The sequence below is a fragment of the Methylobacterium frigidaeris genome (genome assembly GCF_022179185.1).
Taxonomy (GTDB): Bacteria; Pseudomonadota; Alphaproteobacteria; order Rhizobiales; family Beijerinckiaceae; genus Methylobacterium; species Methylobacterium frigidaeris.
The window spans coordinates 14921-29723 of sequence record NZ_BPQJ01000065.1; the positions used below are offsets into that span (position 1 = coordinate 14921).

General features: G+C 68.4%; 11 protein-coding genes. 5 read left to right on the forward strand and 6 right to left on the reverse strand.

Annotated elements, in window-relative coordinates:
- Positions 1 to 708: 708 nt before the first annotated feature.
- Positions 709 to 1902 carry a hypothetical protein gene (locus tag MFF64_RS33450; protein ID WP_238193485.1) on the reverse strand — a complete coding sequence of 398 codons (1194 nt, stop codon included), beginning with the start codon at positions 1900 to 1902 and terminating at the stop codon, positions 709 to 711.
- A gap of 1027 nt (positions 1903 to 2929) precedes the next feature.
- Between MFF64_RS33450 and MFF64_RS33455 the strand changes: the two genes are divergently transcribed.
- Positions 2930 to 4024 (forward strand): helix-turn-helix domain-containing protein, encoded by a 1095-nt coding sequence (locus tag MFF64_RS33455; protein WP_238193486.1) that lies wholly within the window; start codon positions 2930 to 2932, stop codon positions 4022 to 4024.
- Positions 4025 to 4383: 359 nt separating this feature from the next.
- Here the strand turns inward: MFF64_RS33455 and MFF64_RS33460 are convergent, their stop codons facing one another.
- The 4 genes from MFF64_RS33460 to MFF64_RS33475 form a co-directional block, all read right to left on the reverse strand.
- On the reverse strand, positions 4384 to 5175 hold the full coding sequence (locus MFF64_RS33460; RefSeq protein ID WP_238193487.1) for an adenylate/guanylate cyclase domain-containing protein: 792 nt from the start codon (positions 5173 to 5175) through the stop codon (positions 4384 to 4386).
- Between the two features lie 131 nt (positions 5176 to 5306).
- Positions 5307 to 5549, reverse strand: a complete 243-nt coding sequence (locus MFF64_RS33465) for a hypothetical protein (protein WP_238193488.1) — start codon at positions 5547 to 5549, stop codon at positions 5307 to 5309.
- A gap of 394 nt (positions 5550 to 5943) precedes the next feature.
- Positions 5944 to 7251, reverse strand: coding sequence for a glycosyltransferase (locus tag MFF64_RS33470; protein WP_238193489.1), 1308 nt, complete (start codon positions 7249 to 7251; stop codon positions 5944 to 5946).
- Positions 7252 to 7356: 105 nt separating this feature from the next.
- On the reverse strand, positions 7357 to 8625 hold the full coding sequence (locus MFF64_RS33475) for a cytochrome P450 (RefSeq protein WP_238193490.1): 1269 nt from the start codon (positions 8623 to 8625) through the stop codon (positions 7357 to 7359).
- 270 nt (positions 8626 to 8895) lie between these two features.
- On the opposite strand from MFF64_RS33475, the gene MFF64_RS33480 reads away from it, so the two are divergent.
- Positions 8896 to 9132: a hypothetical protein gene (locus tag MFF64_RS33480; RefSeq protein ID WP_238193491.1), complete on the forward strand. Its 237-nt coding sequence runs from the start codon at positions 8896 to 8898 to the stop codon at positions 9130 to 9132.
- Positions 9133 to 9179: 47 nt separating this feature from the next.
- On the opposite strand, the gene MFF64_RS33485 is transcribed toward MFF64_RS33480, so the two are convergent.
- Positions 9180 to 9377, reverse strand: coding sequence for a hypothetical protein (locus tag MFF64_RS33485; RefSeq protein ID WP_238193492.1), 198 nt, complete (start codon positions 9375 to 9377; stop codon positions 9180 to 9182).
- A 467-nt stretch (positions 9378 to 9844) separates the two neighbouring features.
- On the opposite strand from MFF64_RS33485, the gene MFF64_RS33490 reads away from it, so the two are divergent.
- From MFF64_RS33490 to MFF64_RS33500, 3 genes are read left to right on the forward strand one after another with little or no spacing between them, the layout of a single operon-like run.
- Positions 9845 to 10606, forward strand: coding sequence for a response regulator (locus MFF64_RS33490; RefSeq protein ID WP_238193493.1), 762 nt, complete (start codon positions 9845 to 9847; stop codon positions 10604 to 10606).
- A gap of 2 nt (positions 10607 to 10608) precedes the next feature.
- Positions 10609 to 11631: a cytochrome-c peroxidase gene (locus MFF64_RS33495; protein ID WP_238193494.1), complete on the forward strand. Its 1023-nt coding sequence runs from the start codon at positions 10609 to 10611 to the stop codon at positions 11629 to 11631.
- Complete coding sequence (locus MFF64_RS33500) at positions 11628 to 14102, forward strand: two-component system VirA-like sensor kinase (RefSeq protein WP_238193495.1); 2475 nt, start codon at positions 11628 to 11630, stop codon at positions 14100 to 14102. Before MFF64_RS33495 ends, MFF64_RS33500 begins: the two co-directional genes overlap by 4 nt.
- The last annotated feature ends 701 nt before the right edge of the window (positions 14103 to 14803 follow it).

Sequence of the window (14803 nt, forward strand, 5' to 3'; positions counted from 1 at the left end):
GGTGACCCAGCAGAACGCGGGCCGCGTGACGCCCGGCATTGGCGGTGTTGTGTGCAGGACATCCGGGCGCCGGCTGGGGTTGCTCGATCACCCCTTGAGTCTGAAGGGCCGCGGGCCGCAGCCGGCCGGACGCCGGTGCATTCCCCAACCCGACGGGCGGCAGCGGCTCCCTCGGTGTCACGGCAGTCCAGGACGCCTCGCGCCGCATCGCTGAGGAAATCCTGATCTTCGATGCCGGCCGCTTCGTGGCGGCGCATCCCGGCACATCGGGTCACCGGCATGATCTCGTCATCGGCCGCGCCGGCGCTCAGGTGGTGAGGCGTCGGTCGGAGATCTGGCCAGTCGACAAGTGGTACCTGTCAGAGGGCGGCCGGCAACGAGAGAGAAACTTGACTCCGCCGCGACGCTCGAGCGGATTCAGTGTAACACCGTCGGGCTCAAGATGGCTCGGGCTCTCGGAAGCGTCGACCAGACCCTGCGCCGGATCGAGCAGAGCGCGATGACGCGCCGATATCGGACGAAGATGGCATCGATGCCGGCGCGTATCGCGAGCGTGGATCGGGCCTGGAGCAACTGTCCCCATGGTCCGATCCGGCGGCCGCCCACGCGTCCCGCTGCCCGATGGAGCCGGAGTTGACAGCTGAGCCACCATGGAAAAACGAGCGGCAAGGTCGAAGCTCTACCCCGCTTCGATCACGCAGCGTTTCTCTACGGCGTGGGCGGGGGATTGACGAGGTCGAGGAGAGGCAGCGAAGGCTGTCCTTCGTGGTTCGTCCGCTTCGCGCGCAGGGTAGCGCGGACCTGCTTGGGATCCTCGCTCGACTGTACCCAGCCCTGGCTTGGACGCTTGCCGCCGCTGATCACCGCGAAGGCTTCGAGGTTGCGGGCCACGTTCATCTGAGCCTGGAGAGCCTGGGCCGCGAAATCCGCACTCGGCAATATGCAGTACATCGCGTCGACTTTTGATCGGCGCTTGCCCTCGCCGTCGAAAACCCCTTCCTCCGTGACGGTCTCGATCAGCTTCATGCGCTTCAGGTCTTCGAAACAGGCCGAGAGCACTTCGAACAGCTTACGGGGCCGGGAGTAGTTCAAGCCGCATGCATCGCGCACAGCCGATGCAGCCAGAGTCAATGTCGGAGATCCGTCGTTCTCCCCGAAAACGAAAGCATGCTGAAGACGCTTATAGATGTACCGCGAAACGGGCTTCAGAGACATCAAGGTCTCGTAATTCAAATCATGAAAATCCAGATTGCGGATCGCCTCAGCGAGCAATGGATTGACTTGAATGTGGACTGAAGAACGCTCTTCCTTGTTCGCTGCTCCGGCCTTCCGCAGCCTCATCACAGGCAGGATCGCGGATCCTAGCATCAGATCCCAAGGTTCACCATCGCCGTCGTAATCGGTTCGCTGTATGGTTACCTTGGCTGTATTGAGGATTACGAGAGCTTCTTCGATTTCCCGATACCCAAAGGTATGGCCGGTGGATTGTAGTTCTTTGTAAAGATCGTAGAATTGGAGGTTGATGGTCACGACATCTTTGTCGCTGACCTCAAGATTGAGCTTACGCTGCTGAATCGCGATCTTGCGTATCGCGAGTTCGATCAAATGCTCGCGCTCGCCTGGATATTCTTCGACTTTCACGCCGTTACGGCTGATACGGGCGGGATTGAGGGTGAGCCGATAGGTGTGCCCTCTCGCTTCGAACGTCCGTTCGACAGACGCCAGGTAGTTGCCCTGCCGCAGTTCGGCGCTCGTGTAGATAACCTGCCACGGTGTCAGGTCCCATAACCCGAAGCTCTTCGTCATCCGGCCAGAGGGACTGTCGAGGAACGCGAACTGAGCCGGCTGCTCGGTGTTCGGGACGTTCTTCGTCCGCTTAGCGGGAACACGACTCAGGTTCATCGGATCAGACCTCCGGAGACTAGAGAAGGACCAGAAGCTGATGAAGTCAAAGCCTAACGGATCGATTCCGGGAGTTATGCGTGCTTTGCACTGAGGTATTTCGGGCGCGACGAAGCCCGGCTTCAGCAGTGAGGTATTCGGGGCGCGATCACGGGCGCAGGCAGGACCGAGGGATTCCGGGCGCGATCGGGTGCGGCCTCCGCCCGGACCGCGCGAGCCGTGACCGCCGGATTCGGTCGCTGCCTGAGGTTTTCGGGGCGGGGTTGGAGACGCGCAGCGATTCAACTGTATGTGCTGCACGGGGACCGGGATGGGAGTCCTGACGCTGTGGATCGTGGCCGAGTCATCGAACTCTCGGCCCCCGTCTCGCCCTGAGGAACATGAGGTAATCAGGGCGCGATAGGTCCCCGGAGACACCCGAGGTATTCCGGGCGCGATCGAACCGACGAGGCTGAGGCATTCCGGGCGCGATGCTCGGTGTCGGGATAAGTGTCTGTCAGCCGGAATGTTTTTTGGGCACGGTCCGAATCGCATTGCCTTACGAACTGAGGGTACCACGCGCCGAAAACCTCACTCGCCGCCCGATGACAGGGTCGCGGACCGTGCGAGCGGAACGGAGCAGAGAGAAACGACCTCGCCCAGAAAACCTCGGTACCGGACGCTGAGAAGAATCCGTGAGGGGGGGTCCCACGGGGTCGGATGCGATTGGCCATCCAAAGTCGGCACGCCGGCGTCACCGGGGTCAACAGCCACCGCAGACTCTGATTGCCAATGCACTGTGCATCGCTCCATTTGAACGATCGACGGCCGAATCTGAGAGATACAGGGAACCACGGAGCGTGTCTCCGCGCCTCAAAAACCTCAGCTCGCGCTCCAAAAACCTCATGCCGCCTGGGATCAATTCTGGACACCGCCCCTAAAACCTTACAGAGCGCCCCAAAAACCTTATTGAAAGTGCTTTGACTCGTTTGACGGGCACGACACCGAATGCGTCCAAGACGATTAACCCGTCTCCCGAGAGGACGCGATGCTCATCCCACGAACCTTGAAGCCGGAACTTCTCCGAATCCTGCACAGCCTCCCGGAGGAGGCGTGGGCCCACAATCTCTGGCGTCAAACCCTTTACAAGGAGTTGGAGGCCGGGCGCTGCAACGAGGACGAGATCAGTGCCTTCGAGCAGAAGAGCCTCTCGTACATCCGGGAGGCCGTCCGCGAAGCGTTCAGCGGGATTCCCTCGCGCCTCGACACGAAGGCACCAGAGAAGCGCAGCCGGAGCAGGGCGCCGGTCAATCGCACCCGTCACGCTCGAATCATCGGCGTCCGCTACGTGCGTCGGCACTCACTCGATCCATTCGTCAGCCATCTGGTATCCGCGGGAGCCCGGGCCACGCTCCTGTACCTGATCGCTCGCTGCGGGAAGCATCGGGCCTTCAAGAAACAGACCGGCCTCGTCGCCACCGACCTCGGAATCGCGCAGCGCACCGTCCAGGCCCACTACGCTGCGCTGGAAGACGCTGGGTACATCGTCCGCGGTGCGGTCGACCCCAAGACCGGCGCGACCCCGATCCGCCTGACCGACGCCGTCGAACCGCCGCCCTTCAAACCGGCGATGGAGCCTGCCGTATCCTCGCATGAGGCAGCGGCGCAGGAATCTGCGCCCACCAAACCCATAAAGGGAGAATCCAAAACGACTTACGTTCGAGATGTGGATATCGCGGAAACCGATGCAGGATCACGAACGACCGCGATGCCGCCGCCGCACGAGCCCGGGGCTGAGCTACCCCGACCGGCACAGCCCCGGGCTCGTGCTCTCCGGGATGACGAGGTGCTGGACGAGGCGTTCAGGCGAGATCGCGAGGCTCAGCGCGAGTCGAACCGGTCCGAGACGATCGGGCTGACGAATTTCGACCGACACCTCGACAGGATCCTAGTCGATATCGCCTGCAAGCACGCGGAACGGCAGGATAATCGAGGACGGCCCGTGCGCAGAGGCTGCGACGACGAAGACCTGGAATCACGACGAGCACACCGTGGAACAGCCACAGAACCGGACAAGAATCCGGTGTCGAGATCCTGGCACATGACGCGTAGCACCCGGGTTTCCGAGCGGAGCTTGAGGTGACGCACTGCCTGCCGGAGATCGACGCCCGTGATCGGCGCCGTCTTTGCGACCGGGTGAGCCGCCACCAAGGCTGCACGGTCGAAGACGAACCGGAAGTGACAGGGCAAAGCGGTCTCGCCAGGTGAACCGCCCCGAGTTTCCTCGATGCTTCAACGTGTGAGATGGTGGAGGCATATCGAAGCGAACGGATCCGCCTTCGCCGTAGGTGCACGGGCAGGCGGTGCGGAAGTTGCGCGACCATGAGGCCGGGCATGACCCGCGATGGACTACGAACGCGCTGGCCCCGATAGACATCGACACGCGATCCGCCGACCCGAGGAGGGCACATCGCCAGAGCCGTGTTCCCATCGAGCCGAGGCTCACTCGGTCAGGCTCAGTGCGAACATCCGCAGGCCGGCCCGACGACCGCGCACGGACCGGATCGGCACGACCTGCATCCGGGCCGCCCGTGCCGCCCGCGTCACAGCCTCGGAGGCCAGGCACTCGCAATCCACCGTGCGCGTCATCTGCTCCAGGCGGCGCGCGACGTTGACCGTATCGCCCACCGCCGTGAACTCGATCCGGTCCGCCCCGATCATGCCGAGGAAGATCGGGCCGCGATGCAGCCCGATCCCGAGCCGGACGGACTGCAATCCCGCTGCCGCTCTCTCGCTGCTCCACGCGCGCATCGCGGCGGCGAGCCGGTGAGCCGCCGCTACGGCGCGATCCGCGTCGTCGGAGGAGGGGCTCGGCAGGCCGAAGACGGCCATGACCTCGTCGCCGACGAACTTGTCGACGACGCCGCCTTCCGCTTCGACGGCGCGGGCCGCCCGCGCGCGGAAGGCGGCGAGGAAAGCGGCAGCCTCGCCGGGCGTCAAACCCTCGCAGAGGCTGGTGAAGCCGCGGATATCGGCGAAGAGGATCGTGGCCTCCTGCTCCCAGCCGGTGCACGGGCCGGCAGGGTCGGCCTCCGCAACCAACCGGGCGATCGCCGGTGCCGTCAGGCGCGCGAGGTTTGACCGGTGTCGGGCCGCCGACTCCTGCGCGGCATGCAGGCGCTGCATCCGGAGCGAGAACCCCATCAGGCCGAGTCCGGCCAGGACGAGAGCGACAGGCTCCGGCACGGTCGTGGCGGCAAGGCCCAGGAGCAGCGGGATCCGGGCTGCGATCACGAACGGCCTCAGCGACCCGCTCGCCGCTGCGAACCAGGTGCGGATCGGCTGTCCTGCCCGGGTTCGATGATCCGGGCGGGGATATCCCCTCGCCTCGCCGTCGCGGATCCTGGAGAGGAATAGCGCCGGCATCAGCAGCCCACGCAGACGCGGTCGATGATCCGTTGCGCCCTGAGGTGCTCGCGCTCGATGGCAACCGGACGTCCCCGCGGCTCCGTCGGCGATGCGCGGACGGGGGCATGCACGAAGGCCGGGACGACACGCTGCGCGACCTGCACGGCAGTCTCCGACCGCGCGGTGCGCGTCCCCGACGCAGGCAGAATGAAAAGCGCGATCGCCGCGCACACGGAAAACTTCACGCCGTCGAAAGTCATGTCCGCTCCTCTTCGTTGGCATGAGGCCAGGAATCGGCGGACCGGATTACGGCGTGATGTCGGTGCAGAAGGAAAAGGCTACGCCGGCAATGCGGAGCAGCTGACCGGAACCGGGCAGGGGGACGTCGCCCTGCGCCGGACACGTGTCAGGCCGGCATTCATTGAGAAACGACGATATGTCTATTTTGCAATGTTCGCCAGGCCGTCGTCTTGTTGTCGCAGTTCGCGATAGCCGGCGGTCGGATGTGTCCGCATCCTGGGCTGTGCGTGCGCAGCAGCGTCGACGCGAGCGGGCCGTCTCGAATCGCACGGATCCGAGACGGCCCTGAGATGTCCGGTCACGATGGTCGACGAGGCCCCGCTCGCGGCGGCCCGGCTGCGAATGGGCAGCCGATCACGCGGCGCTGCGCGCGCCTCCGCTTCCGGCGTGGCGGGAAAGGAGCCGCAGGATCTCGGTCCTGGCATCGTAGGCGACGAACTCGGCCGCGAGGCGCCGCGCCTCGCGGCGGTGGCCAGGCTCGTCGAGCACGGTCCGCACCGCCTGCCGGATCGCCTCCGGGCTCGGGTTGTTGGTGGCGAGGTCGATTCCGGCACCCGACCAGGCGATACGGGCGTTCACGTCGGCCTTGTCCTCGGTCAGGCCTGCCGCGACGAGCGGGATGCCGAAGCTCAGGGCCTGGTTGACGCTGCCGTAGCCGCCATTGGTCACCATGGCGTCGATCCGGGGCAGCACCCACTCGAAGGGAAGGTAGGGAGCGAGCCGTGCATTGGCCGGGATCGGGCCCGGGATGGCGTCGAGCCCCCGCCCGCCCGCGGTCACGACCGTCAGGATGTCGGGCTCACCGGCGAGGGCCGCGAGGGTCGGGCCGACGAGCAGGCCGAAATCGTGGTTGGCGACGGTCCCTTGCGTGACGAGCACGACCTTGCGCGTGCCGTCGAGGTCGCCCGCCCAGGGCGGCAGCGGCGCCTGTCCCGGAATGACGGGCAATGCCCCGATGAAGCGGACGGTCGAGGGCGGCGCGAAAGGGTATTCGAAGGTCGGGACGGTGAGCTGAAGGTAGGTGTCGGCGAGCCGCACCACCGCATCGAACAGCGCCCAGGAAGGTGGCGTCCGGCCGAGCTTCGCCAGCACGCCGGCGAGGCTTCGCGCGACCGGCCGACCGACGGCCCCGTCGTAGGCCTCTGCGAGCAGGCCATAGGCCTCCTCCTGCTCGAGGGTCTCGGCCGGCGGGAGGCCGAGGAAGGCCGGTGCCCTGTCGGGACGCGCGCAGTGCAGGATCGACGTGCCGCACAGGACGATCGTCGGCCGCTCCGCGCGCTGTCCGAGCAGCAGCGGCAGGACGCCGAAGAACATGTCGTCGCCGATCACGATCGTGGCCGGGAAGGCCCGCAAGGCATCCTGAAGGCCCCGGTGCTGATCGGGGATTCGGTCGATGAACACGCGCTCCATCGCGACGCGCAGCCATTCCAGCCCGGGTGGGATCCGCGCCAGTTCGGGCACGACCGCGCGGAGGTCGCAGCCGTCGAAATCCGCCCATCCTGGCAGGGCCATGAAGCGTGCGCCGGTCGCGGTGACGCGCTCGCGGAACGGGGTTCCGGACAGGACCGCGACCTCGTGGCCCTCGTCGACCAGGATGCGGGCGATCGCCAGGAGGGGATTGAGATGGCCCGTCGCGGGCGTCGAGCAGAGGAGGACCTTCATCGTTCGTTCCTTGCATGAGGGGAGGGGGGCCCGGCCAATGCGGCAGCCGGGATCGAAGCCGGTGGAGGCCCGGCGCGGGGCAGCTGAGGATCGCGGAGGGAGGGGCTACGCCTGCACCGGTCCGGGGCGGGCACGCCCGGCAGCGACCCGCAAGCCGTTGAGGCGGCGGATGCCGCTGTGGCCCTGGAGGACCGGCATCGCGCCGGCCAGGCGCAGATCCGGGGTCAGGCGCAGCAGGGCGCCAAGCCCCTCCTCCAGCTCGATCCGGGCCAGGGCCTCGCCGATGCACCGGTGGGCGCCGCCGCCGAAGACCGGATGCAGGCGCGGGAGGTCGGAGCGCCGGATGTCGAAAGTATCGGGCTGCGCGTAGGCCGCCTCGTCCCGCAGCGCCGACATCGTCGAGAGCAGGATCAGGCGGCCGGCCGGCAGGACGTGGCCGTCGAGCACGATGTCGTCCCGGGCGACCCGCCCGACCGAGCCGACGCTCGGCTCGTAACGGAGGGATTCCGCCACAGCGGCCGGAATGAGGCCGGCATCGCGGCCGACCGCCTCCCACTGGGCGGGGTGCTGCAGCAGCAGCGCTACCTGCACGGCGCCGGCGACCCGCGTGGTGTCGGTGCCGCCGATGATCATCTGCACGATCTGGATGACCACCTCCTGTGGCGTGAGCTCGCCCGCCGCCTCGGCCTCGGCGAGGAAGCGCGACAGGAGATCGTCCCGGGGCGCCGACCGACGCGCCTCGAGGATCTCGATCACGTAATCCCGCAGCGCGACCGCCGCCGCCTCGAGATCCGGGACGTCGTCCGGCGCGAAGGTGAAGCTCAGCACGCGCGAGACCTCGTAGGCGAGCCGCGTGAAGCGGGGGATGTCCGCACGCGGCAGGCCGAGGAGGTCGGCGATGGTCCGGGCCGGGATCAGGGCGGTGTAGCGCTCGACGAGATCGATCTCGCCTTGCCCGATCCAGTCTCGGGCGAGATCGTCCGCGGCCGCGCGGATCCGGGGCCGCAGGCCCTCGACGAGCCGGACCGCGAAGGTGCGGGTGAAGGGCGAGCGGCGCCTGCGGTGGACCGCGCCGTTGGCGGTGAGCATCCCGTCGGCGAAGATGTCGAACAGCGTGCCGTTCGGGATCCCGCGCGTCTCCGGATAGAGGGTCTCCGTCGCCTGGAGGCGTGGATCGCGCATCAGCCGGTCGACGTCGGTGGCCCGGAGCACGAGGCGGCCCGCGACCTCGTGGCCGATGACGGGCAGCCGGGGCCGCCAGGCGCGGAACACCCCGTGCGGATCGGCCTCCAGCTCCGCGACCGTCAGTGTCGGGATGCCGTGCGCGGCGCCGTCGATGTCGGTCCGTCGAGGCTGGCCTTCGTCTCCGTTCATCTGCTGATCCTCGCTGCGATGGTGTGCGAGAACCCTCTGAAGGGCGAGCTACAGGACGATGTCGGAAGCTCGGTCGATGGTTACAATCATAACATCGGACGCGGCGGGCCGTGCAGCACCGCTCCCCGGCGGATCAGGAGTCGATACGGCCGGCTTGTGCGGGGCCGCACATCCCGCGCGAACCGTGGCGTTCGCCGATCGTCATGACATCATGCTGTAACCTGGGCGTCCGAGACAGGCTTCGCTTCACGGCAAAGGGAAGTCCGCATCATGACAGGGCGCACGAACACGGACGATTTCTTCGAGATGTTGCTGCGGCGGCTGATCACGGACGCCGTCATCGGAGGCATCGCGCGCGGATCATCACGCGACGACCGGCTCCTCCTGCGCCTGAGACAGTATGACAGGCGGGCGCGCCGGGAGCGGCTCAGCACTCAGACCCGTCAGGTGATCGCGTCGGCCCTGCGGCTCCTCGGCGAGGAGCCGCAAACCGGCCGGGTCTCCTGAGGCCGCCCCCGTGGAGGGCGGGCAGCCCGCCCGACGGCCCGGCCGGCTCACCGCCGCGGGGACCGGCCAAGGTCGCGCAGGAACGCGACGTAGTCCGGATGGGTGCCGTGGATGCAGCCGCCATGGGCCAGACCGACCAGGAGGGTGTCGAGCAACCAGCGCCTGACGCCGGCGCCCGCGGGCCGGACTGCCGCGTCCGGGTGTGTGGCCGGACTGGCCGCCTCCCGCTCGGGGCTTCCGGGCACCGCAAGACCATCCGCGGGGTCAAACGGATCAGGGGCAGGGTTGCGGGAGCGTCGCCGATCGTCAGTGCTGATCTTCGGGTTCGCGCGATTGGACATGATCAACTCTCCGTCGGGAGAGCATGGTCGTCAGATCTGCCGATTACGGCAGCGTGTCACCCGGCAGGAATCATGGTTACGATCGTAACAGGACGACCCATCGGTCGAACGATGGCACCGTGTCGATCAACGATTGCTCGCCTTGTGCTATTGCGCACAAGCAGAAGGTCGCCATCTTGCGATCAGCATGATAGCAACTCTGCCGTGCAGGGTCTGGCGTCGGACGCGTTCGAACGGCCGGCGGGCTGGCCGCCGACGGCGGCGCGACGCGTGCCGGGCGGCGCAATCCTCCCGCCTCCCGGAGGGCTTCGGGCATCCGGGGTCGGCGCGTCGGGATCGTGGCGGCGCGCGGCCGCGGAGCGGAGTTGCCCATGATCGAACCCAGTTCGGACCGAGGTCAGGGTCGCGGTGCGCGGCCCGGCGCAACGCGCATTCTCCTCATCGAGGACGATGCGGGCATGCAGCGCATCGTCTCGGACCACTTCGCCGACCACGACGTCGACGTCACCCCGGCGATCAACCGGGCCGAGGCCGAGAAGCGGCTCGCCGAGGCCGATTACGACCTCGTGGTGCTCGACCTGCGCCTCGGCCTCGAGAACGGCCTCGACCTGCTGCGCGACCTGCGCGCCCGGAGCGACCTGCCGGTCATCATCACCACCGGCCATCGCCGCGACGAGATCGATCGGGTGATCGGCCTCGAGCTCGGCGCGGACGACTACCTCGTCAAACCCTACGGCCTGCGCGAGCTGCTCGCGCGGGTGCGGGTCGTCCTGCGGCGGGCCGAGGTGGCGTTCATTCCGGCGCGGACGCAGGACTCCCACCGCAGCCGCTTCGAGGGCTGGGTGCTCGATCGCCGCCGCCGGCGCCTGACCAACCCCGAAGGCGCAGAGGTCGCTCTCAGCAAAGGCGAGTACGCCCTGCTGCTGGCCTTTCTCGACGCGCCCCAGCGCCCCTTGAGCCGCGAGCATCTCCTGCAGGCCACCCGGGTCCACGAGGACGTGTTCGACCGGAGCATCGACGTCCAGATCCTCCGGCTGCGCCGCAAGCTGGAGGCGGATCCGAGCGCCCCGCGCCTGATCGTCACGGAGCGCGGCATCGGTTACGTCCTCGCCGTAGCCGTGGAGCGGGTGTAGCCATGGCCCTGCGACGCCCGGCCGGGCTCCTCGTCGCGCCGCTCGTCGCGGTGCTCCTCGGGAGCGTTCCGACCATCCCGGCGCCGCTCGCCGAGCCGGTTCCCCGGCCGTGGCCGGCCGGCGGCCCCTCATCCGCGGAGGCGATCGAGGCGCTGAGCATCGTCACGCCGGTCCCGGGCACGCTGGGGACAGATCCGAGCCGGGCCGCCATCGGCCGGAGGCTCTTCACCGATACCCGGCTGTCGCGTGGGGGCGACCGGGCCTGCATCACTTGCCACGACATCACGACCAACGGGGCGAGCGCCGCCGCCCGGGACCTGGCCACGGACGGCACGCCGGTGCCGCGCAACACGCCGACGGTCTTCAATGCGGCCCTGAGCTTCCGCCTGGGCTGGGCGGGCGACATCCTGAGCCTGCGGGACCAGGACGAGAAGGCCCTGACGGAACCCGAGTTCCTGGGCGGCTCCTGGCCCCGCATCCTCGCGGTGATCCGTGCCGATCCGGCGCTCGCCGGCCCGTTTCGCGCGGCCTATGGCCGCGAGGTCGACCGGGAGGCGGTGATCGACGCGATCAGCCAGTTCGAGCGGAGCCTGCTCACTCCCGACAGCCGCTTCGACCGCTGGCTGCGCGGCGACGCCCACGCGATCACCGAGAGCGAGCGGGCGGGCTACGACCTGTTCCGGGGGATCGGCTGCGCGGCCTGCCACCAGGGCGTCAACGTCGGCGCCAACCTGTTCGAGAAGGTCGGGATCTTCGTCGCCATTCCGAACAAGTCCGGCGAGGTGCTGCGGGTGCCGAGCCTGCGCAACGTCGCGGTCACGGCGCCGTATTTCGACGATGGCAGTGTCGCTACGCTGCCGGAAGCGGTGCGGATGATGGCCCGGGCGCAGCTCGGCCGGGAGATGACCCCGGCACAGGTGGCGGCGATCGTCGCGTTCCTCGGGACATTGACCGGCTCCTACGACGGGCGGCCCCTCACGGCCCCGGAGGCGCCCGCCGCGCCGGGCGAGGGGCGGCGGCCATGAGGCTGACCGCGCAGGCCGCCGTGCTCGGCGCGTCGCTGGCCGCGCTGCTCACATGGCTGATGATCAACGGCAAAGGCGAGATGGATGCCGCGTATGTCCGCAGCCAGCGCCTCGTCGACGCGATCGCGCTGGCCGAATCGCGGATGCAGCACGACGTGCTGCGGGCCCGAACCGGTCTCCTGCGCAACTACGATCCGATCGTGGCCCGCCTGCGCGAGATCGAGGCCGCCCTGGCCGAGCTGCGCCTCGAGAGCAGACCGGATGACGGCGAGATGCGCGCCCTTTCCGAGACGATCGCCCAGGAAGGGCGGATGGTCGAGCGCTTCAAGACCGGCAACGCCCTCGTGCAGAACTCGCTCGCTTACTTCGATTCCCTCAGCGACCGCCTGTCGGAGTCCGGGACCGGTCCCGGGCTCGCGCACGCGATCGCCGCCCTCCAGATCCGGGTCTCGGAACTCGCGCGCGACGCGAGTCCGATGCGGATCACCGAGATCGACACCCGGCTGGACGCTCTGGCGGCCGGCCCGCATCCAGCGGAGCTGGCGCCGGACATCGCCGCCATCGTCCTTCATGGGCGCCAGCTCCTCGACCTGCTGCCGCAGGTCGACGCGGCGAGTCGCCTGCTGCCGGCCTGGTCGAGCGAGCAGGCGCGGCAGGCCCTGCTCGACGCCCGCCGCGCCCTGCGGGATCAACGACAGGCCCGGGCGGACGACTTCCGCCTCGCGCTCTACGCCGCCGCCCTCGTCCTGCTGGCCCTGGTGGTGCGGGTCGGCCTGCTGATGCGGGCGGGCACCATGGTCCTGCGACGGACGATCGCCTTCCAAATCGTCGTCGCCCGGGCCGCCAACCGCTTCCTGGCGAGCCAGCCCGACGAGATCTCCGCGCGCATCGTGGAGTTCCTCGCCATGATGGGGGACGGTCTGGGCACGGATCACGGCTACGTCCTGATGCTCGACGGCACCGACGCGGTCTATCTCTGGAACCGGCCGGGTCGCCCGCCGCCCTGCGGCTGGCCCGAGGCGCAGCGCGCCCTGATCCCCGACATCATCGCGGCGCCCGACGACCACCTCTTCGTCGAGACCGCGGAGCGGACCTTGCCTCCCGCCCTGCGCCAGGCCCTGGCCGTCCGGGGCGTCGTCGCGTGGAGCTGCGTGCGCCTGCGCCGGGGCGAGCGCGTCGTCGGGGTGATGTGCTTCGAGCGCAGGACCGCCTGGCCGACCTGGCTGCGCCATTCGGGGGGGCTGCTGCAGATCGGAGCCGACAGCTTCGGCGCCGCCCTGGAGCGCCAGCACGTCTGGGCCGAGCGGCGCGAGATCGAGGCGGCCCTCCGGCGCGCGCAGCGACTCGAGGCGATCGGAACCTTCGCCAGCGGCGTGGCCCACAACTTCAACAACGTGCTCAACGTCGTGCTCGGCCACGCGGAGATCGCCGCCGACGCCCTGCCGGCCAACCCGCAGCGAGCCGCGGAGCAGGTCGCGCTGCTGGTCCAGGCCGGTGGCAGGGCGCGCGACATCGCAGGGCAGATCCTCGATTACGGGCGGCGAGGGGGCTCGACGCAGCGGACGAGCTCGGTCGATGCGATCGTCACCGAAACCGTGTCCCAGATCCGCACCTCGACCGCGAGCCCGACCGCGATCCGTCTCGCCGGAACGGCCGGCGGCGCGATCGTCGGCGGCGAGCCGGCGCAGCTGCAGCAGGTCATCCACAACCTGATCCGCAACGCCGTCCAGGCCTCGGCGCCGGGGGAGGCGGTCGAGGTCCGGCTCGAGCCCGTCCGCCTCACCGAGGCGCGAACCCTGTCCCATGGCTGTCTCCAGCCCGGAACGTATGTCCGGATCGGGGTCGTCGATGCCGGTTGCGGCATGGACGAGACGACGCTCGCCCGGATCTTCGAGCCGTTCTTCAGCACCCGTCCGGCCGGAACGGGGCTGGGGCTCGCGACGGCCTTCGAGTTCGTCCAGGAACAGGACGGCGCCTTCGACGTGCGCAGCGCGCTCGGCGAGGGCAGCGCGTTCGACGTGTGGCTGCCCGTGATCCCTCAGGCCGGACGCCGCGTCTCCGCGGCCGGCGGCACCGTGATGATCGTCGGCAGCACGCGCGCCTCGGTCCAGGAGGACGAGGAGACCCTGGCGGCCCTGGGCTACGAGCCCGTGGGCTATGCCGACCCGGACGCCGCGCTGACGGCCCTTCGAACGAATCCGGAGCGTTTCGACCTGCTGATCGTCGATTATCGGCTGCCCGGGCTGCCGGGGCACGCCTTCGCCCGGCGCGCCGCCGCGCTCCTGAGCCGGCCCATCGTGCTGTCGCTGTCGGCCTCCGACACGGTGCGGCCGGACGTTCTCTCCGCCATCCCCGTCGTCGACGTCACGCGCCGACCCTGGCGATCGAGCGCCTTGGCGCTCACGCTGCAGCGGCACCTGGTTCCGGAGGCTCGGAGGGCCGCACCACGGCCCGAAGTCGCGGAAGTCTGATCTCGCACCGTCCGGCCATGCGCCGGCAGTTCAGTAATGATCTGCCAAAATGCCAAATTATTGACACAAAATGAGGTCTCAAATCAGCGACATATAACAATATAACGAAAAATTCAAGAACCGAAGGGGCCCGCTCACCATATGGGAGCGCCGCATGAGATTGCACCTATCGGTGGCAGGGGCAACTGCTCTGGCCTGTTTCTCCTGGATGCCGACGGCCGAGGCAGCGCAGTGTCGGCTTGGGAAGTTCTATCGCCCCTCGCTGGGGATCTGCGTTTCGCAGGCGGCCTTCCGCCGCGATGTTGGCGACGTCGTGCGCCACCGCCGGAATGCGAAGCACCTCGCCCGACGCATGGAGCGTGTGCGGATCGTGTCCGTCGGACGCCGAATTCCCGTGTACCTTGAGCGGGGGAAGACGACATCGGCGATGGGCACCGCCTCCGCCTCCGCAGCACCGGCGACGGCCGTGGCCAGCGTTGGGGATTCGCCCCTGGCAACCAACGTTGATCACCGGTCGGTGGAGCCTGAGCCGCGGCCCGCAAGTCTTCCGATCCCGTACGAGATGGCCGGAAAACAGTCGTTGAATCCCCTGCCTCCGGCGGTGAAGGACTGGGAATGGGCCCGGTAAGCATCAGCTTGCCGCCTTATACCCTCGCGCCTTCGCATCGACGCGTCGATGCGAAGGCGACCGGCGCATCAGC

Excerpts from the sequence above, each read along its gene's own strand:
- MFF64_RS33450 (WP_238193485.1), bottom strand. The coding sequence starts at position 1,902 with ATGAACCTGAGTCGTGTTCCCGCTAAGCGGACGAAGAACGTCCCGAAC.
- MFF64_RS33480 (WP_238193491.1), top strand. The coding sequence starts at position 8,896 with ATGACAGGGCGCACGAACACGGACGATTTCTTCGAGATGTTGCTGCGG.
- MFF64_RS33470 (WP_238193489.1), bottom strand. The coding sequence starts at position 7,251 with ATGAAGGTCCTCCTCTGCTCGACGCCCGCGACGGGCCATCTCAATCCC.
- MFF64_RS33465 (WP_238193488.1), bottom strand. The coding sequence starts at position 5,549 with ATGACTTTCGACGGCGTGAAGTTTTCCGTGTGCGCGGCGATCGCGCTT.
- MFF64_RS33455 (WP_238193486.1), top strand. The coding sequence starts at position 2,930 with ATGCTCATCCCACGAACCTTGAAGCCGGAACTTCTCCGAATCCTGCAC.
- MFF64_RS33475 (WP_238193490.1), bottom strand. The coding sequence starts at position 8,625 with ATGAACGGAGACGAAGGCCAGCCTCGACGGACCGACATCGACGGCGCC.
- MFF64_RS33490 (WP_238193493.1), top strand. The coding sequence starts at position 9,845 with ATGATCGAACCCAGTTCGGACCGAGGTCAGGGTCGCGGTGCGCGGCCC.
- MFF64_RS33500 (WP_238193495.1), top strand. The coding sequence starts at position 11,628 with ATGAGGCTGACCGCGCAGGCCGCCGTGCTCGGCGCGTCGCTGGCCGCG.
- MFF64_RS33495 (WP_238193494.1), top strand. The coding sequence starts at position 10,609 with ATGGCCCTGCGACGCCCGGCCGGGCTCCTCGTCGCGCCGCTCGTCGCG.